18 protein-coding genes are annotated in these 19675 nt (G+C 38.8%); 11 read left to right on the forward strand and 7 right to left on the reverse strand.

Going from position 1 to position 19675, the window contains the following annotated elements; all coding sequences use genetic code 11:
• Positions 1 to 62: 62 nt before the first annotated feature.
• Positions 63 to 770, reverse strand: coding sequence for a cAMP-activated global transcriptional regulator CRP (gene crp, locus RMA94_RS10100; protein ID WP_005070320.1), 708 nt, complete (start codon positions 768 to 770; stop codon positions 63 to 65).
• Positions 771 to 1010: 240 nt separating this feature from the next.
• Between crp and RMA94_RS10105 the strand changes: the two genes are divergently transcribed.
• From RMA94_RS10105 to RMA94_RS10115, 3 genes are all read left to right on the forward strand, one after another.
• On the forward strand, positions 1011 to 1130 hold the full coding sequence (locus RMA94_RS10105) for a hypothetical protein (RefSeq protein WP_002121587.1): 120 nt from the start codon (positions 1011 to 1013) through the stop codon (positions 1128 to 1130).
• 78 nt (positions 1131 to 1208) lie between these two features.
• Positions 1209 to 1631 (forward strand): OsmC family protein, encoded by a 423-nt coding sequence (locus RMA94_RS10110; RefSeq protein ID WP_002121528.1) that lies wholly within the window; start codon positions 1209 to 1211, stop codon positions 1629 to 1631.
• 96 nt (positions 1632 to 1727) lie between these two features.
• Positions 1728 to 2153: a GNAT family N-acetyltransferase gene (locus tag RMA94_RS10115; protein WP_005076986.1), complete on the forward strand. Its 426-nt coding sequence runs from the start codon at positions 1728 to 1730 to the stop codon at positions 2151 to 2153.
• Here the strand turns inward: RMA94_RS10115 and RMA94_RS10120 are convergent.
• Entirely contained in the window at positions 2150 to 2959 is an 810-nt protein-coding gene (locus RMA94_RS10120; RefSeq protein ID WP_064785003.1) for a M23 family metallopeptidase, read from the reverse strand. The two genes, RMA94_RS10115 and RMA94_RS10120, sit on opposite strands and share 4 nt — an antisense overlap.
• A 300-nt stretch (positions 2960 to 3259) precedes the next feature.
• Here RMA94_RS10120 and clpB point away from each other — a divergent pair, with 300 nt between their 5' ends.
• Positions 3260 to 5839 carry an ATP-dependent chaperone ClpB gene (clpB, locus tag RMA94_RS10125; RefSeq protein WP_005070314.1) on the forward strand — a complete coding sequence of 860 codons (2580 nt, stop codon included), beginning with the start codon at positions 3260 to 3262 and terminating at the stop codon, positions 5837 to 5839.
• Positions 5840 to 5889: 50 nt separating this feature from the next.
• Here the strand turns inward: clpB and RMA94_RS10130 are convergent, their stop codons facing one another.
• A complete protein-coding gene (locus RMA94_RS10130; protein ID WP_075382588.1) occupies positions 5890 to 6384 on the reverse strand; it encodes a CinA family protein in 495 nt (164 codons plus the stop codon).
• A gap of 268 nt (positions 6385 to 6652) precedes the next feature.
• Between RMA94_RS10130 and RMA94_RS10135 the strand changes: the two genes are divergently transcribed.
• Positions 6653 to 7069 carry a hypothetical protein gene (locus RMA94_RS10135; protein ID WP_311082766.1) on the forward strand — a complete coding sequence of 139 codons (417 nt, stop codon included), beginning with the start codon at positions 6653 to 6655 and terminating at the stop codon, positions 7067 to 7069.
• An 18-nt stretch (positions 7070 to 7087) separates the two neighbouring features.
• On the opposite strand, the gene rlmKL is transcribed toward RMA94_RS10135, so the two are convergent.
• Positions 7088 to 9298, reverse strand: a complete 2211-nt coding sequence (gene rlmKL, locus RMA94_RS10140; RefSeq protein ID WP_017399354.1) for a bifunctional 23S rRNA (guanine(2069)-N(7))-methyltransferase RlmK/23S rRNA (guanine(2445)-N(2))-methyltransferase RlmL — start codon at positions 9296 to 9298, stop codon at positions 7088 to 7090.
• A 240-nt stretch (positions 9299 to 9538) separates the two neighbouring features.
• On the opposite strand from rlmKL, the gene RMA94_RS10145 reads away from it, so the two are divergent.
• The 5 genes from RMA94_RS10145 (at position 9539) to RMA94_RS10165 (ending at position 14786) form a co-directional block, all read left to right on the forward strand.
• Entirely contained in the window at positions 9539 to 9883 is a 345-nt protein-coding gene (locus RMA94_RS10145) for a hypothetical protein (RefSeq protein WP_014206195.1), read from the forward strand.
• Positions 9884 to 10007: 124 nt separating this feature from the next.
• Complete coding sequence (locus tag RMA94_RS10150; protein ID WP_014206196.1) at positions 10008 to 11024, forward strand: aspartate carbamoyltransferase catalytic subunit; 1017 nt, start codon at positions 10008 to 10010, stop codon at positions 11022 to 11024.
• 12 nt (positions 11025 to 11036) lie between these two features.
• Positions 11037 to 12272 (forward strand): dihydroorotase, encoded by a 1236-nt coding sequence (locus tag RMA94_RS10155; protein ID WP_068562887.1) that lies wholly within the window; start codon positions 11037 to 11039, stop codon positions 12270 to 12272.
• Positions 12273 to 12485: 213 nt separating this feature from the next.
• Complete coding sequence (locus RMA94_RS10160; protein WP_311082767.1) at positions 12486 to 13913, forward strand: OmpA family protein; 1428 nt, start codon at positions 12486 to 12488, stop codon at positions 13911 to 13913.
• Between the two features lie 93 nt (positions 13914 to 14006).
• Complete coding sequence (locus RMA94_RS10165; RefSeq protein ID WP_262451671.1) at positions 14007 to 14786, forward strand: Rossmann-like and DUF2520 domain-containing protein; 780 nt, start codon at positions 14007 to 14009, stop codon at positions 14784 to 14786.
• A 13-nt stretch (positions 14787 to 14799) separates the two neighbouring features.
• Here the strand turns inward: RMA94_RS10165 and RMA94_RS10170 are convergent, their stop codons facing one another.
• The 3 genes from RMA94_RS10170 to trmB form a co-directional block, all read right to left on the reverse strand.
• Positions 14800 to 15426 carry a glutathione S-transferase gene (locus tag RMA94_RS10170; protein ID WP_311082768.1) on the reverse strand — a complete coding sequence of 209 codons (627 nt, stop codon included), beginning with the start codon at positions 15424 to 15426 and terminating at the stop codon, positions 14800 to 14802.
• Between the two features lie 299 nt (positions 15427 to 15725).
• On the reverse strand, positions 15726 to 16100 hold the full coding sequence (locus RMA94_RS10175; RefSeq protein WP_017386358.1) for a hypothetical protein: 375 nt from the start codon (positions 16098 to 16100) through the stop codon (positions 15726 to 15728).
• Positions 16101 to 16272: 172 nt separating this feature from the next.
• Positions 16273 to 16989, reverse strand: coding sequence for a tRNA (guanosine(46)-N7)-methyltransferase TrmB (trmB, locus tag RMA94_RS10180; protein ID WP_002121537.1), 717 nt, complete (start codon positions 16987 to 16989; stop codon positions 16273 to 16275).
• A gap of 145 nt (positions 16990 to 17134) precedes the next feature.
• Between trmB and RMA94_RS10185 the strand changes: the two genes are divergently transcribed.
• On the forward strand, positions 17135 to 19573 hold the full coding sequence (locus tag RMA94_RS10185; RefSeq protein WP_311082769.1) for an ExeM/NucH family extracellular endonuclease: 2439 nt from the start codon (positions 17135 to 17137) through the stop codon (positions 19571 to 19573).
• The last annotated feature ends 102 nt before the right edge of the window (positions 19574 to 19675 follow it).

Raw genomic sequence — 19675 nt, forward strand, 5'->3', positions numbered from 1 at the left:
CTCATTGTTGCATATAAAAAAAGCAAACCGAAGTTTGCTTTTTATTAAAAATTTAATGAATATTATTCTTCATCATCGTAGTCATCATCAGAAACAGTGTTTTCTTCTAATGATGCATCAAAAATAAGAATGGCTTTACCATCAGTTTGGATCATACCTTGATCTTCTAAGGTTTTGAGTACACGACCAACCATCTCACGTGAACATCCAACAATACGGCCAATTTCTTGACGAGTAATACGAATTTGACGACCATTCGGCAAAATCATTGCTTCTGGTTGAGAAGATAGATCGATTAAGCAACGTGCAATACGACCAGACACATCAATGAACGCAAGATCTGTCATTTTACGAGTCGTATTTTTTAGACGGCGAACTAATTGTGCAAAAACAGCATAGCTTAAGTCTGGGTATTGTTTGCTAAGTTCGTGGAAGTTGTCATAAGAGATCTCTGCAATTTCACAGACATCACGAGTTCGAACTTCGGCTGTACGTTGAGGGTTCGGTTCGAAAAGCCCCATTTCCCCAAAGAAATCGCCCGGATTTAAATACGCAACAACAATTTCACGTTCGTCATCTTCACGTAAAATAATTGAAACTGAGCCTTTTAAAATTAAATATAAAGATTTTGACTCTGTTCCGGCATCAACAATTGTGGTTCGTTTTGGATATCTGTTGATGTGAGCACGTTTTAACAATGCTTTAACGGATTCAGGTAGTTGCCCCGGAGATAAAGCATCTGTGCTGAGTTGTGAAAAATTTGAAGTCATGCTTAATATGTTCCGAATAGGGTAAACAATTCACACAAGCTCGAGATGAGCCATTACACAGAAGAGATGAAATTCCTTATCAACTCATTTTATGTTAGTGTACAAAACAAGGGCCTGTTGACATTTCACAGATGGTTGCAACATAAGACAATTCTTTTAGACGTACCAAATAAGAACTATGAAATTTAGCCATTCTAAATAAATAGATCTTAACAATGGAACGTACAAAATAACTTGGTCTTGCGCTATGCCTGCGCTGCTTTAATTGCAACTCAGATTATGGCTGAAATTTCACAAACTTTATTACAAAACTGGACAAAGGATTGCCATTGTCTGGGTTTTGCGTCTTATTTGGATTAATTTTTAGCTATAACGCAATCCATAGATGAAATGTCAACAGACCCTGCTTAAATTTATAATTTTTTTTGGGTAGTTGCAATGCAAACAAGTGTACATTGGCTAGAGAATGTTGCTTTTGAAGCGAAATCGGATAGTGGGCATAGTGTCATCATGGACGGCTCACCTGAGTATGGTGGTGAAAACCGTGGTCCACGTCCTATGGAATTGATATTAATGGGACTTGGTGGGTGTGCTTCGTTTGATATTGTGACTATTTTAAAGAAATCTCGCCAAGATGTGACGAATGTTGTATGTAATTTAAAAGCTGAGCGCGCTGACGCAATTCCGGCTGTGTTTACTAAAATCCACTTACATTTTGTGGTAACTGGTAAAGCTGTGAAAGAAAAGCAGGTTGCAAAAGCAGTTGAATTGTCTGCCGAGAAATATTGTTCAGCAAGTAAAATGCTTTCCGATGGTGGTGTTGAAATTACACATGACTTCGAAATTATTGAAGCGGAATAAGGCATTTTTTTGCTAGCTAGAAATTAAAAAAAGCTGACATTAGAGTTGGCTTTTTTTATTGTCAAAAATAACTAAAAAATAATAGGGAGAAGAAAGGTGAATATTCGTTCTGCTAAATCAAAAGATACTCAAGCTATATGTGATCTACTTAAACAGATGGGATACCCACAGCCTTTTGCTCTTATTCAAGAAAAGTTTGAGATACTCCATAATGACTCTAATTCACAAATTTTGATTGCTGAAGAGAGGGGTAAAATTTATGGTTTTTTATCTCTCTACTTTATTCCGCAAATTGCCTTACAAGGTGACTTTGCCAAAATATGCTATCTGTGTGTTGATGAGAATATGCGTAGCAAAGGTGTAGGGCATTTACTCGTAAAGGAGGCTGAGCAACAAGCCAGACGCCGAGGGTGTGATCGAATGGAACTGCATTCAGGAATGCAAAGACCTTTGGCACATCAATTTTACCTAAGAGAAGGCTATGTCGAAGCGCCAAAGTATTTTCGTAAAGCTTTAAATTAACGAGCTGTATTTAGAAAAAGCTGAGGATCTACCCGAGCATTATTAAGGCTCATGCCCCAATGCAGGTGTGGGCCTGTCACGCGTCCTGTTTTGCCTACTAAACCTAACGTTTCTCCTTGACGGATATGTTGGCCTTTCTCTACTTTAATTGCGCTTAAATGGCAGAACATGCTGACTAAGCCTTGGCCATGATCAATCAATACAGTTTGTCCATTAAAAAAATAAGATCCAGTTTGAATAACCACACCATCTGCGGGCGCAATAACTTTTTGCCCTACTGGCGCAGGAATATCTAAACCTGAGTGAGGCGCGCGTTCCTCGCCGTTAAAGAAGCGTTTTCTTCCAAAAGAGTTGCTAAATTTCCCTGAAGTCGGGCGTATAAATGTGGGTAGGGTTTGCCATGAGCTCTGTGTAAATGAGGTATACACATCATTTTGTTCTTTTGCTTCTTGAGCGTAGCGGTCTAATTGACTTTGATTAGGGTTCACATAATCTTGGTTCGTGACTTTAATCCGTTGTTCTGCGTAAGGATAAGACTTAACTTCTATTTGAATCGGGGCTTTATTTGTGTCGAGTTGAATACTGCCGATTGGAGTAGATAAAGGAATACCAAGTACAGCATAGCGCTGCTGACCTTCTTGGCTAATTAAAACAGGCTTTTGTTGAAAAGTGACCTGAGTAATATCAGTACTTAGAGGAACAACTGCAATTCCACCAGGTCGTCTGGAGTCTTGTGGGAGCTGAGCGATTGCCAGTGCCGAAGTAAAAAGACAAGTTGTTGTTAATATAATATGTTTAAAGTGCATTTTTCATTTCAAAACGAGTAGGAAACTAGCAAGATAAACTAAAGCTTAATTACTAAATTCTCAATGAAGACTTTGTGAAAAGCGTAGTAAGAATAAGCATGAATCTAAATATTCAAGCATTTTAATAAAATGTAGCTGAACTGTACTTGAAATATATACAAAACAATCCCATATTATAATGGAGTTTTACTCATTGTTGTTTTTATAACACTATGAAAAATATATAAAAATTCATTTGAAATTCGAAGAAGTGTTCCCATCTATTAGACAAGTACAAATTTGTTGTGAGGAATAACAAGAATGCGTTTTGAGAAATTTACAAACCGCTTGCAGCAAGCCCTCTCAGATGCTCAATCTTTAGCGATGGGTAAAGACCATACCGCTATCGCAGGTATTCATATTTTGTCTACCTTGTTAGAAGAGCCATCAAATATTAGTTTGTTGCAACAAGCAGGTGCACGGTTACCTGAACTTAAACAAAAACTTGAACAGGCTATAAAAGATGCGCCGACAATTGCCAACCCAACGGGTGATGTCAACTTAAACCCAGAAGCCGTTAAAGCGCTTAATTTGGCAGACAGATATGCGCAAAAGGCAGGTGATGAATTTTTATCAACTGACTGGGTTTTATTAGGTTTGGCAGAGACAGGCGAAACTAAAAATATTTTAAGTGCGGTAGGTGTAACTCCCGACAGCTTACGCAAAGTAATTGAACATATTCGAGGTAATGACAAAGTCATGAGTAATAATCACGAAGACCAACGTGACTCACTTAATAAATATACGATTGATTTAACAGAGCGTGCTTTATCTGGAAAACTTGATCCTGTCATTGGGCGTGACGATGAAATTCGCCGTACCATTCAGGTTTTATCGCGTCGTACCAAAAACAACCCTGTTCTTATTGGTGAGCCGGGTGTAGGTAAAACCGCTATTGTTGAAGGTTTGGCACAGCGTATTGTGAATGGTGAAGTGCCAGAGGGATTAAAAAATAAACGTGTTTTATCCCTTGATTTAGGTTCATTACTGGCTGGTGCTAAATATCGTGGTGAGTTTGAAGAACGTTTAAAAGCTGTCTTAAAAGACTTAGCAAAACACGAAGGCGAAATCATCCTGTTTATTGATGAGTTACATACACTCGTAGGGGCAGGTAAAGGCGATGGCGCAATGGATGCAGGGAATATGTTAAAACCTGCATTGGCTCGTGGTGAATTGCGCTGTGTGGGTGCGACGACCTTAGATGAATATCGTCAATATATTGAAAAAGATGCAGCTTTAGAGCGTCGTTTCCAGAAAGTACTGGTTGATGAACCAAGTGTTGAAGATACGATTGCAATTTTACGTGGACTTAAAGAAAAATATGCCACTCACCATGGTGTACAAATTTTAGACTCTGCGATTATTGCTGCGGCGAAAATGTCTCATCGTTACATCACCGATCGTCAATTACCAGACAAGGCAATTGATTTGATTGATGAGGCAGCTTCTCGTATTAAAATGGAGATTGACTCTAAACCTGAAGCACTTGATAAGCTAGATCGCCGTTTAATCCAGTTGAAAATGCAATTGGAAGCTGTGAAAAAAGATGAAGATGTCGGCAGTAAAGCTGAAGTCACTCATCTTGAAAAACAGATTGCTGAAGTCGAGAAAGAATACAATGATCTTGAAGAAATCTGGAAGTCTGAAAAAACTTTGGTAGAAGGTACTAAACAGGCTCAGGTGGAACTTGATAAAGCGCGTATTGCTTTTGAGAAAGCTCAGCGTGAAGGTGATTTGGCTGAGGCAGCACGTTTACAGTATGGCGTAATTCCAGAGTTGCAAAAACAACTGGAGCAAGATGAAGTTGCAGAAGAGAACGAAGAGCCAAAACTCATTCGTACTAAAGTGACTGAAAATGAAATTGCTGAAGTTGTTAGTGCTGCGACAGGTATCCCGGTTGCTAAAATGATGCAAGGCGAGCGTGAAAAACTTCTTAATATGGAAGAGTTTTTACATGACCGTGTTGTAGGGCAAGATGAAGCAGTTGTTGCAGTGTCTAATGCAGTACGCCGTTCACGTGCCGGTTTGTCTGACCCGAATCGTCCTAGCGGATCATTCTTGTTCTTGGGTCCAACAGGTGTTGGTAAAACTGAGTTGACCAAAGCACTTGCTAACTTCTTGTTTGACAGTGATGATGCCATGATTCGTATCGACATGAGTGAATTCATGGAAAAGCATTCGGTTAGCCGTTTGGTTGGTGCGCCTCCAGGATATGTGGGTTATGAAGAAGGTGGTGTTTTAACTGAAGCTGTTCGCCGTAAGCCATATAGCGTGGTGTTGTTTGATGAGGTTGAAAAAGCACATCCGGATGTATTCAATATCTTGCTCCAAGTATTGGACGATGGCCGCTTAACAGACTCACAAGGTCGAGTAGTAGACTTTAAAAATACGGTAATTGTGATGACTTCGAACTTAGGTTCACAGGATGTACGTGAGCTAGGTGAGGGTGCAACAGACGATGAAGTGCGTACCATTGTAATGAATGCGGTAAGTCAGCATTTCCGTCCGGAATTTATTAACCGGATTGATGAGCTTGTGATTTTCCATTCACTCAAAAAAGCACAAATTCGAGGCATTGCCGATATTCAGTTGGATCGATTACGTTCGCGTCTTGTTGATCGTGACATGAGTCTAACTGTAGATGATACCGCTTTTGATTTATTGATTGATGCTGGTTTCGATCCTGTCTATGGCGCGCGTCCATTGAAACGTGCGATTCAACAACAGATTGAAAACACATTAGCACAAAAAATCTTGTCGGGTGATTTTGTCGCAGGTGATACTATTCTAGTTAAAGGCGAAAATGGGCATTTAGTCTTCGATAAAATGAAACTCAGTTAAGCTTTTTCTGCTAAAACCGAAAAGAGAATATGGAAACATATTCTCTTTTTTTATGTTGAATCAGTTTTTATGGTTGATGTGAGTAAAGCAATTATGGCATCTGAAACTTTCTGAGTTAATGTCTTTAACTTTTGTTCTGAGTGACCAGATAAAAAATAACGATAATGATAAATATGCTGTTGGTAAGAAATGCAAATAAAAAAGGTGCCCACAGGTTTTTCTGGGGTTTCACTTCCGCCAGATTTTAATAGCCCAGTACAACTGACAATAATATCAGCTTGTTGAAATAAGCTTTGACCCAGCCTACACATTTCCTCTGTGACTTGCGGTGACTCTGCTGTGTAAGTCTCTATTAACTTTGGATCGATATTTAAAATACTAATTTTAATGCTTGGGTCGTAGCTAACTAAGCCACCTAGTAAAATATCTGCACCACTATTTTTATGAATAGAAAACTGACTTGTTAAATAACCCGAACTCGCACTCTCAATAAAAGCAATTTTGAGCTGGCGATCTTCTAATAGTTGGCAGCACTGCTGAAGCATTATTTCACCTCGAATGGTGTTTATTTATAAATAAAATCAATTTACAGATAAATTATAAAATTACAGTAAGTGATTTAGCAGTGTCGTACAAGTCTGAGATAAAAATCTATAAAACAACTTGAATATTCACTAAATGCTTGTGTAATAGTTCAGGTTTTAAAATGATCAATGTTAATTGTCGGGAAGTCTATTTATAACATTGCGACATGTTTAAAAAATTGTTAATTTTGTTCGATATAACGAACAATAACAATTTAGGATAAATGCAATGAACAATAAACAAGGACCTGCGCTGTGTATTTTAGGTTTTATTTCGCTAATACCCATCAATGTATGGGCTGCACAGCCTCTAAGTGAAGGGGCCTTAGCAACACAAACAGGGGCAGTAAATGCAGCTTTACCTGTGATTATTGCGAAAGCTCAAGACGATGCTAAGAAACCAATGATAGAACAACAACAAGCACGTCAGGTGTTAGGGGATAATTATTTACAACAAGTTCGATGGGATGCACTTAGAACAAGTGTACTTTCACCTTATCAAGAACAAAAACAAAATCATGTTATCGATAGTAAGGAAAAGAAGAAACTAGAAATGATGGCATTACCGGAAAGAGCAGACCGATTTACCAAATATGATTTTGAATCAAAAAATTTTCATGGCGAGGTTATTATTACCGTGAAGTAATAATAACCTCTAGTCTTATTAATATTGATCTAGACCAGGATGCTGAATTTTCCATGCACGGTGGATTTTCTGATTACGTTTAAAATCAGGGCCAATGGTTTCAGAAGTGATTTCTTCAACCTGAAAAATAGCTTCGATCTCTTCATCCATTTCAAAACCACGATAGTTGTTTGAGAAATAGAGCGTTCCTTCACTATTTAAACGGTTCATTGCACGTTTAATGAGTGAAACATGGTCGCGTTGGACATCGAAAGTACCGTAGAACTTTTTCGAGTTTGAGAATGTCGGTGGATCAATAAAAATAAGATCGTATTGTTCATGACCTTCTTTTAACCATTCAAAACAGTCACTCGCAAAGAACATGTGCTGTTCATCTGCATGATCTACAGTTAGGCCATTTAAAACGAAGTTTTCTTTTGACCAACTCAAGTAGGTATTAGATAAGTCTACACTTGTCGTGCTTGCAGCACCGCCTAAAGCAGCATGTAAGCTTGCTGTAGAGGTGTAGCTATATAAGTTTAAGAAGTGCTTACCACGAGCTTCTTGTGCGATACGTAAACGCATTTGACGGTGGTCAAGGAATAAACCTGTATCTAGGTAATCTGTCAGGTTAACTAAAATTTTAGCTTTACCTTCCTGAACGATAAAACGTTTTGAAGCTGTGCTTTGTTTCGTATATTGATTTGTACCAGTTTGGCGCGCACGTGTCTTAATGAAGATAGCATCGCGGTTTAAACCGGTAACAGCACGAATTGCAGCGAGTGCTAAATTAAAACGTTTTTTTGCTTTTTCAGGATCGATCGTTTTTGGTGGTGCATATTCCTGAACGTGTAAGCGATCGCCATATAAATCTACAGCGACATTAAAGTCAGGTAAGTCTGCATCATACAAACGTAAGCAATAAACATTTTCTTTCGTTGCCCATTTTTTCAAGGCAGTCATATTTTTTTGCAAACGGTTAGCAAAATCTTGAGCTTCTTCCATTTCAATAGGTTGAGCTTGCCAAGTTGCTAAGAATGGCTGAGTTACTTTTTCTGGCTTAATTGAACCAAAACGAATGTAAATCGGTAACTTACCATTCATTAAACGTAAAGTTTCAGGTGCTTCAAACGCTAAAACATCGGCTTGCTCAATTTGCGCTGCAATAATTGCGGCATATTGATTAGGGAAATGTTTTTGTAAAAGCGCAGATAAACCTAAGTATAGAGAGCGGTTAGATGCTTTATCACCTAAACGTTCACCATATGGAGGGTTAGTCACAATAAATGCAGTTTTGCCTTCAGCTGAAAAATCAGGCCAGTCCGCTAAAGTACGTTCTTCAATTTGAATTTGACCTAATACTTTTTCAAAGCCTGCCGCAATAATATTTTCACGGGTGGCTTTTACAGCTTCCCAGTCTGCATCGTAGGCATAAAACTTAGGTAAAGGTAATTCAAGCGCCTTTTCATGACGTTCTGCTGCTTCAGCTTTAAGTGAAAGCCAAAGTTCGCGGTCATGACCATGCCAGCCATTAAAGCCAAAACGGCGAACAAGGCCTGGTGCACGGTCAGTTAAAATCATTAATGCTTCAATAATAAATGTACCTGAACCGCACATCGGGTCGAGCACAATCTCTGGCTTACGTTGTTGAAGCTGAGCTTTTTGTAAAATTGCCGCAGCAAGGTTTTCTTTAATTGGCGCATCCGTCATATAACGACGGTAACCACGTTTATGTAATGAATCACCTGATAAATCTAGGCAATATGTATGCTCAGTTTTACCTGCTAAAACATATAACGTAATTTCTGGTTGTTTAGTATCAATGCTCGGACGACGACCTACAGCTTCCATAAAGGAATCGACAACACCATCTTTTGCTCTAAGTGTTGCAAATTGAGTGTTAACCTTAATTTCACGTTCAGCATGTAAGCGAATAGCGAAGGTACTTTGTGGTGCAAAAATAAGTGACCAATCAAAGCTAATCGCACCTTCATAAAGCTCTTCTGCTACATCACGCGCATCATGTGTATGTTCGAGTTCATAAGTATGAATAGGCAATAAAACACGAGAAGCAAGACGCGACCACATACAAATGCGATAAGCATGTTCAAGCGTTCCTTCAATGATTAAACGTCCTGCTTTACGTTCTGTCACTTTGGTGCCAAGCTGTTCTATTTCTTCTTGTAAGAGGGCTTCTAAACCATCAGCACAAGTAATCCAATAGTGGTTTAAACGTAAAGAGGTATTCATAAACTCGATTGACCAAAACATATAAATATTAACGATGCAAAGTTTAACTTATTTTGATGTGTAAAGGTTTTTAAATTATTGCAACCTATCATAATCCAACCAATAAACTGATTTTTAAAGATTAATACAGTAAAAGTGGTATGTATTTTGCTAAGTCAATCCTATCAATGGTTATTTATTTAACAAACACAGCTATTTTTTAACCATTTTTATTATTTTAGATTAATGGGGTAATTATAAATGAAAGACATGATGGGGAATGGTTTTGTTTCTAATGCAGATGCTTTCTCAGTAGCTACACAAATATATGTACGCATGCGTAGGGTGACAGGGCGGGTAATAGATGCCCTGTATGTGGTTCAAAATAAAGATTATGCAAAATATGTTATTGGGCTTGCACTAGAGTCGGACGACGACGAATTAAAACGATGCGTTGAACGATTAAAATCGTTGGTTGACACAATACCGGAGCTTTCTCAAAAAGAAAAAATTACTGTTGTTAACGATGATGAAGATTCAGAAATCAGTGCCGAAGACATTTATCGAGCACAAGTTCCACATCATTATATTGGTGCCTTGAGATAATCTAGATCAAGGTCCTAAATTTTCTGGTTAATTTAGGGCCTTATTCTGTAAAGTTCTTCTGCGAAAAGAGCGGAATTCAGCTACACTATGCACGTTTTCGCGATTCGACCCATAGGAATCCATTATGCATATTGCAGCGTTGCATCAACCGAGCCAGGTTCAGCTCAATCAAGACGGAAATTTAAAACATTTTTTAACCATTGAGGGGCTTTCAAAAGAAAACCTCACTAAGATTTTAGATACCGCACAAAGCTTTTTAGATGATAATAATAATTTAATTAACCGTCCGCTCTTAGAGGGATTGACGGTTATGAATCTCTTCTTTGAAAACTCCACCCGTACCCGTACTACTTTTGAAGCAGCAGCAAAACGTTTGTCTGCCAATGTACTGAACATTGATATTGCACGTTCAAGCACTTCAAAAGGTGAAACTCTACGCGATACGCTCTGGAACCTTGAAGCAATGGCTGCAGACATTTTTGTTGTTCGCCATTCATCTTCGGGTGCTGCACATTTTATTGCTAAAGATGTATGTCCTAAGGTCGCGATTATTAATGCAGGGGATGGACGTCATGCGCATCCAACGCAAGCGATGCTTGATATGCTGACCATTCGCCGTGAAACTAAAAAACCATTTGAAGATTTAAGCGTTGCCATTATCGGGGACATTAAACACTCTCGCGTTGCACGTTCGGATGTGGCTGCATTACAAACTCTAGGTTGTAAAGATATTCGTGTGATTGCACCGAATACATTATTGCCAGTGGGCTTTTCGGAATATGGCGAGCACGTTCGCTTATTCAACAAGATGGATGAAGGCATTACTGGTTGTGATGTGATTATTGCTTTACGTATTCAAAACGAGCGTATTGACTCTCCAGCATTATCTTCACAGTCTGAATTCTACAGAATGTATGGCTTAAACAAAGAACGTCTTGGTTTAGCTAAACCAGACTGCATTGTGATGCATCCGGGACCAATGAATCGTGGTGTAGAAATTGATTCAAGTGTTGCTGATGGAGATCAGTCGGTTATTTTGAAACAAGTAACCAATGGCATTGCAGTTCGTATGGCCGTATTGGCGTTATCGATGCAAGGCCAACTCCAAGAGCAAGGTTTAATTGAAGCGATTACGTTGTAAGGAATGGATCACATGAGTATTGTAAAAATTGAAAATGTACGTGTGTTAGACCCAATCCAAAAAACAGACAGCGTACAAACTGTATATATTGAAAATGGCAAGTTGGTTGCTCCAGTAGAGCAAGTGGAGCAAACCATTGACGGCCAAGGCAAATGGTTAATGCCAACCATGGTTGATTTGTGCGCGCGTTTGCGTGAACCGGGTCAACAACAACATGGGACATTGAAATCGGAAGGTAAGGCAGCACGTGCCAATGGTATTTTGCATGTTATTACACCACCTGATTCAAAGCCGATTGTACAAGACAACGGTGCTCTCATTCATGGCTTGATTGAAAAGGCATGGCATGATGGGGGCATTCACATGCATATCATTGGTGCTCAGACCCAAGGTTTAAATGGTAAGCAACCAGCAAACATGGCGGGCCTGAAAAAAGGTGGTTGTACTGCTGTTTCTAATGCGAATGCTGCTTTTGAAAATGACGATGTAGTTATTCGTACCTTGGAATATGCAGCGGGTCTTGGTCTAACGGTTGTGTTTTATGCTGAAGAGCCACAGATTGCTAAAGACGGATGTGCACACGAAGGCTTTATTGCTTCTCGCCAAGGTTTGCCAATGATTCCGGCAATTGCTGAAACTGTGGCGATTGCGAAATATTTGCTTATGATTGAAGCAACTGGCGTAAAAGCTCACTTTGGTTTGTTATCTTGTGGTGCATCGGTTGAATTAATCCGCGCAGCAAAAGCAAAAGGTTTACCTGTGACTGCCGATGTAGCAATGCATCAGTTGCATTTAACTGAACACTTAACTGATGGTTTCAATTCGCTAGCACATGTTCGTCCACCATTGCGTTCTGAGCAAGATAAAGAACTTTTACGTCAAGGTTTAAAAGAGGGCGTGATTGATGCAATTTGTACGCATCACGAACCTTTAAGCAGCTCCGCAAAAATGGCACCATTTGCTGAAACTCAACCGGGCATTACTGCTTTTGATACTTATGTATCTTTAGGCATTCAACTCATTAATGAAGGCTTATTTGAACCTTTAGAGTGGGTGGAGAAAGTGACTAGCGTACCTGCGCAGGTTGCCAATATGACTACGCGTTGGAAAGATGAAGCAGGATGGGTGTTAGTCGATCCTGAATTAAGCTGGACAGTAAGCAAAGACACGATTTTATCGCAAGGGAAAAATACTCCATTGTTGGGCCAAAACCTTAGCGGTAAAGTACTTCAAACTTTTGCTAACTGATAAAGCGGTTATTTAAAGTAAATTTAAAATATAAACAGGTAGATCAATAAGATCTGCCTGTTTTGTAAAGACTAGATGCAAATTTGTATATAAATTATTTAAAAAACAATAAAAGATTGAACGCAGATTAGAATAAAAAACTATCAGCAAAGAGAAGTATTTGAATAATCAAAAGTTGCTGGTTACGACGTATAAAATTCGGGAGAATAACCAATGTCGATAAACCCTATAGAACTGCTTAAAGAAAAAGTATCATCAACAATATTAGATAATCAGGATGGATACCTAGGCGAAAAATCGAATGCTTTATCTAAGTTTTATCCAATTTTACTTTCATTATTAGCTGCTAAACCTGATCTTATTGGACAATTAAAAAACAGTTTGGCTCCTTCGTTATCTGACCTTTTTTCTCATAATGACCAAATCAAGAATACTGTACTGACTCATTTAAGTGGTACAGCACCAAATAATGAAATCGAAAGCACACTCAACAGTGCAATTAAACCTAGTCTTAATGCAATTTCGGACGTTGCCGGAAATGATCAACAGAGTATTGTAAATTATTTACGTCAGCATGCAGATACTATTCGTTCGCATTTACCGGGATGGGCAGTAGGTCTATTAGCTCCTTTAGGACTTGGTGCAGGTTTATCTTCAGTTCCACATGCAACTTCAGCAGCCCCACCATTAGCTGCAGCCAGTGAAAAAACAGGAAAATCTCGTGGGTTCCTCCCTATTATTGCCTTAATTATTTTGGGTCTTATCATTGCTTGGTTGTGGCGTTCTTGTCAGCATAAAGAAGCTGTGCCAGCACCAGAACCAACGGCTGCCAGTGGTGTTGAGGCTACTACCGCAGCTGCACCTGCGAGCTTAAATTTAAGCACAGATGATAAAGGTGCTGTGAGCCAGTGTCAGGCAGGTATTGGCGATCAAGGATTCTTAGCAACACTACAAACTCAAGTTAAGCAGGTTTTCTCATCAACTCAAGACTGTAACGTTGATACTAGTCAAACATATGCAGCTGGATTTACAGATAAAGATGCACTTGCTGGCGTGCTTGGTGCCTTAAAAGGTGTGCCAAATGCATCTTTAGAATGGATAGGTGACAAAATTACTTTGAAAGCAGGTGATGCAGCAGCGTTAGCAGCATTAACCGCAAAAGTAAAAGCTCTTGTTCCTCACACTGAAGTTGTTTCTACTGCACCAGAAACAGCTGAACAATCTGTAAGTAATAGCTTAACTGCTTCGCAAACTGCTCTAGGCTCAATTGATCCGAATAATGTCGATGTAAATGCATTAGTAAAAGCACTTAACTTGCAAATCATTAACTTTGCGAGTGGCTCAAGCGATATTCCAGCAGACAACAAAGCTATTCTTGATCAAGCTGCAACACTTTTAAATAAAGTCAGTGGTGTGAAATTAAATGTGGGTGGTCACACTGACTCGACGGGTAATGCAGCAGCAAATAAAGCTTTATCACAACGCCGTGCTCAAGCAGTAGTCGACTATTTAACATCTAAGGGTGTAGATGGGTCTAAATTAGTTGCACAAGGTCATGGCTCTGATCAACCAGTTGCAGAGAACACGACAGAAGAAGGACGTTTTAAAAACCGTCGTATCGAGTTTTCAGTAGCTCAATAATGCTCTGATGAATTAAAAATTAGTTATTTTAATTTGAAAAAAGCTTCTCATTTTGAGAAGCTTTTTTGTTGAAACAAATAGTGTTGGATTGATATGAAAATCAGTTTGGTGGGAAGTGGGCGAGTTGCCTTTCATTTGGCAAAAGTACTTTTGGCTCAAGGTCATCACATCGTACAAGTCTATGCGCGTGATTTTGAGAAGACCCAGAAATTTGCAGAGAAAATCCAAGCAAAAGCCTGTCAGTCTCTTCGAGAATTTCAACCGACTGATCTTATCATTTTAGCGGTTTCAGATAGCGCGATTGCAGAGCTTGCAAAGCAGATTCATGAATTGCTTCCTGAAACACTTATGGTTCACACCTCTGGTAGCACAGATATTGAAGTTATCAGTCATGTGCATAAAAAAGCAGGGGTATTTTATCCATTACAGACATTTAGCTTTGAAAGAGACGTCGATTGGCAAGCCACACCATTATTTGTTGAAGCGGTAACAGATGCCGATCAAAAACTACTTTTAAATTTAGCAAATAGCCTAAGCAGTCGAGTATATCAATATACCTCAAAACAACGTTTAACTTTGCATTTAGCGGCTGTATTCGCTTGTAACTTTAGTAACTATTGTTTTGATATGGCAAAGCAGGTAGTAGATAAAGAGCAGGTCGACTTTAGCTTGCTCTATCCTTTAATTATAGAAACAGCTAAAAAAGCGACTGAAAATGATCCTAAGCAAATGCAAACTGGGCCTGCTGTAAGAGGAGATCAGAATATCTTGGCAATGCATCAAGACTTATTAGCTCAAGCAGAGCGGGATGATTTAAAACAGGTCTATCAACTTTTAAGTGATGGCATCGTGAAGCGCCATCACTCGGACTAAAGCTTGCTCAAAATTAAGGTTCGCCGTTATTGCCCCAATTTAAGAAACCCGCACGTTGATTTAAACGTTCAAAATATTGGTCGACATGCTTAAGTGTTGGATGGTCAAAAGGAGTGGCCTTCCAGCGCTGTACAGATAGACCAATTGGAATATCGGCCAAGCTAAATTGTGAACCAGCAACATAGGCTTGGGTTTTTGCAAGCTGTTGATCGAGAATCTGCATATGATGATTCCAGTCATCAATACCTTGTTGTAATAAGTTTGGATCTTGATGATCTGGTGAATGTCTCAACAGAGACATAATTGTATAAGTCCAGCTGTTATTCAGCTCGATTGCTTGCCAATCAATCCATTGGTCAACAAAGAATCTTTCTTTCGTTTGAGTAGGGTAAAGCTGATGTTCTTTATCATACGCATTTGCCAAATAACGGATAATACTGTTGGACTGCCAAAGAACTAAATCGCCATCTAAAACAACAGGAATTTGACCGTTTGGGTTTAATTGTAAATATTCAGGTGATTGAGCAGAGCGAAAGCCTCGTCCCCAATCTTCTCTTTCATATTCAAGATTTAATTCTTCGCACAACCATAAGACTTTGCGAACATTAATGGAATTATTACGTCCTAAAATTTTTAACATAGTATTTTCTGACTTCTCGTGAGTTTAAGTAATTAGTTGTTGAAGCGTTCATTTTTATATTTTTAACATGATTTATGAATATTAATAAGTCTAGAGAATAGCTAAAGTGACATTTAAAGAAAATTATAACGATTGAGAGCTTTTTATTTTAGGGGGGGGATAAAGGAAGATAATATACCTCAAGAGGGGGATGATGGTAATTAGAAGTAAAATAAGTATCTGCTTGTTACGTTGTCTGTATCCGCTTTTAGTAGGTAATAAAAAACCGCACTTCACTTCGGCGGTTCATTGAATTTTGTTTATTTACATTTGTTCTCTGGCTTGTCTAATTGCTCGCGCAGCCATTCAGAATCCTCCTGTAGATTTTCTTTAGTATATCCCATTGTTCTAACCTCTTCTGAGGCTGATTCATATTCTTTAAATCTACTTAAGATAAAGTCAAAAAGTTCAATATTTTCTTTCCATCCTTTGCAATCAAGAGCTTTGAGTTTATTAGACCTAACAAGATCTTCTTGCTCAGTTTTTGCTTCTGTGGAAATGATTTGATTTCTGTCCGATTGTGTTTGAATGTATCGTTCCATTAACTTGTAATATTTAAGTTCAAAGTCTTCTTGAGTTGAGGCAAAGCAGCCACTTGAGACAATTATGCAAATTAGAAATGCGAAAAGCTTCATTGTTATTTTCTGTCTAGTTAAAATGGTGGTTATTATTATATTTATATAACTAATAATTCAAAAGTTATTTTCATTTAAATCTTTATACTCAGTTAATTTTTAATTCTACTTATTCACTAGATTGGTTTTAAAATAAAAAAGGCCTAGTAATAAACTAGGCCTTTTTTATTATTTACTTTATCTTTTTAAAGATAAAGTCATTAATCTTATGACCTGACTCAATACCACGGCGTTCAAACTTAGTCACTGGGCGCCACTCTGGACGTGGATAGCTATTGCCTTTACCCGCCAAGTTTTCAAGGTCTGGACGGTTGTCTAAAATATCAAGCATCCATTCAGCATACGGTTCCCAGTCTGTTGCTGCGTGGAATGTACCACCCAGCTCAAGTTTCTGTTCAACCAATTGCATACGCTCGTGAATAACAAAACGACGTTTGAAATGACGTTTCTTTTGCCAAGGGTCTGGGAAGTAAAGTTGTACACAGTTAATACTGTTGTCTGGCATTTCACGTAAAACCTGAATCGCGTCTGCATCAAGTACACGTAAGTTTTTAAGTTCCGCCATACCTGCTTCATAAAGACACTGAGCAATACCAGGTACGTGAACTTCAATACCCACATAGTTGCGTTCAGGGTTTGCTTTTGCCATAAGCACTAATGAACGACCCATACCAAAACCGATTTCAACAGTTAAAGGACGTTCTGGATGTTCGAAGTGCTGACGTAAGTCACCAACAGGATATTCCAAAATTAAATCGCGATGTTGTTCTAATGCCGTGCGTTGAGACGTATTAAGTGGTGCTGAACGACGCATAAACGTCACAATTTCACGGTGTTCAGGCAAATTGTCTAAGTCTGCAATTTGCGTTTCTAACTGATCGATCGACATAACCTTGGCAATATTGAAATTCAAATGCGGTATTTTAAGTCTTCATGTGGTCAAGTCAAATGTTTCGGTGTTTTTCTTCATGTAGATGTCATGTTCAATATTTAATCTAAGAATCTATATAAATTTCAAATGAACATATTTACTCATGAAAACTTTTCAATTACGCACACTTTCTGTGCTATTAGGGGCACTTGGTGCTTTTACATATAGTCCTTGGGCACAAGCACAGCTCATGTTTAGTCAATATGTTGACGGCAGTAGTAACCGCAAAGGTTTGGAAATTTATAATCCAGATGGGACTACAGTTAATTTAGCCGACTATGAAATTCAACAATTTAATAATGGCGGTACAGCAAAAACAGCAACTTTCCGTTTACAAGGATCGTTAACCAGTAAGCAGAAGTTTTTGGTAGGCCGTTCTGAGTTGCAGGCTGAACTTGGTAGTAAAGTCAATCAGGTCGCTGCATTATCTTTTAATGGTGATGATGCCGTTGTGCTTGTGTACAAAGGCATACCTGTAGACCGTTTTGGGCGTATTGGTGAGCGTCCGGAAGCTGGATGGGGAACAGCCGTTTCAAGCCTCGGAAATAGTTTTAAGCGTATTGAAACTGAGAACCCAGTTTTAAGTATTGATGCAACCACTACATTTGATTTGGACCGTTCATGGTTGGCTTGGACAAACCGAAATGACTTTTCAAATTTATCGGGTTCTACAACACAGCCACCTGTTGAAACGGTGAGTTGTTCAAGCTCGGATACACCAATTGCTGATTTAGCAACCGCAGCACAAAACCAGACTTATACCGTACGTGGGGTGATTACAGCTGACTATCGTTATGCCAATGGCTTCTCTGGTTTTTATGTTCAGACACCAGACACAAAAGCACGTGCAAATGTCAGTAATGCTATTTTTGTTTATGTTCCAAATAGCAGCGTTGTAAAAGGTGGTCAAGTTGGCGATGAAGTTATTTTGCGTGGTCGTTTAACGACTTATCAAAATCAGCTACAGATCGATCAATTACAACAAGATATTCAAACTTGTAATAGCAATATGGTAAATCAGGTTCAGCCGATTAGCCTCGAACTTCCGTTTACTAGTTTAACAGGTGGTTCAACCCATTCTCCGCAGCGTTATCAAGGTATGTTGGTTAAATTACCTCAGACTTTAACGGTAAGCGAGAATTACAATTATGGTCGCTATGGTGAATTATCTCTAAGCTTAGGGCGTTTATATATTCCGACTAATTTATATCCGGCGTTATCTCCTGAAGCTAAAGCCCTTGCTCAGAAAAATTTATTGTCGAAAATTATTTTTGATGACGGCTATAACAATCAAAACCGTACTCCGTGGTTACCGACAAATTTTAGCGCTGCCAATACGCTACGTTCGGGTTATCAACTTAAAAATGCTGAAGGTATTTTAGAATATCGTTTTAATGGTTGGCGTGTGCAACCAGTGCTTGGACGCAATCAACCTGAAGTAATTACTCAAACAAACCCGCGTCAAAGTATCATTACCAAAAATGCCAATCACATCCGTGTAGCTTCATTTAACGTTTTGAACTATGACAATGGTGCAACTGGTTTCCCAACAGAGCGTGGTGCAACCACACAAGCTGAGTTTGATAAACAGCACCGTAAAATTGTGAGTGCTCTCAAAGAAATTGATGCTGATGTGTACGGTTTAATGGAAATTGCGAACAATGGTTATGGTCCGAACAGTGCAATTGCTCATTTAACCAATGCTTTAGGTAGTGATTGGAAATACGTTGTTCCTGAAAACTTAGATCGTTTAGGTGGTGATGCGATTGCGGTTGCTATTATTTATAACAGCAAGCGTGTTAAACCTTTGAATAAACCTGTTGTGCTTGATTTGGGTGACAAGAACCGAACAACATTGGCGCAAAGTTTCCAAGCAGTTCGTGGTAATAAAACGTTTACCGTTATTCCAAATCACTTGAAATCGAAAAGTTGTAGTGGGGTGGATGCTAGCTCTACTGATGCAGACCAAAAAGATGGTCAAGGCTGTTGGAACCCGACTCGTGTGAAAGCAGTAGATCAAATTGTGCAGTGGTTAGCTAAAAATCCGACTCAAGTGCCTAAGCAAAATGCTTTACTTGTAGGGGATATGAATAGCTATGCAAAAGAAGAACCTATTTTGTCATTTGAAAAAGCAAACTACAAAGTTTTGCTGAATGACGCTAAGGTAGGGCAAGGGACTCAGGCATATAGCTATGTGTTTGGTGTTGCGAGTGATACCAACGGCAATGGTGGAGCAGGTAACTTAGATCATGCAATTGCTGATGCAGCTCTATATCCAAAAGTAGTCAGAACCTTTGCATGGCATATCAATGCAGATGAGCCAACCGTTTTAGACTACAACGAAGAATATAAAACGGATGAGCAAAAGGCATTGTTCTATGGTGAAGATGCTTATCGTTCTTCGGATCATGATCCGGTAATTGTTGATCTGGATTTAAATGGTAAAGATTCAAGCCAGCCTGATGATGATAAGAAAAATGGTATTTTTGATTTCTTAACTGAATTAATGAATTGGATTAGCCAGCTTTTTAAACGTAATTAATAGAAAAATTGCGTGACGTAAATGTGTTTTATCATATTTTAAACAATCGTCACGCAAGACAACTTGCAAGGAATAAATTTTTCAAGAATATTAGATGGTGTA

The organism is Acinetobacter sp. V115_6 (assembly GCF_031799025.1).
GTDB classification, from domain to species: domain Bacteria; phylum Pseudomonadota; class Gammaproteobacteria; order Pseudomonadales; family Moraxellaceae; genus Acinetobacter; species Acinetobacter pittii.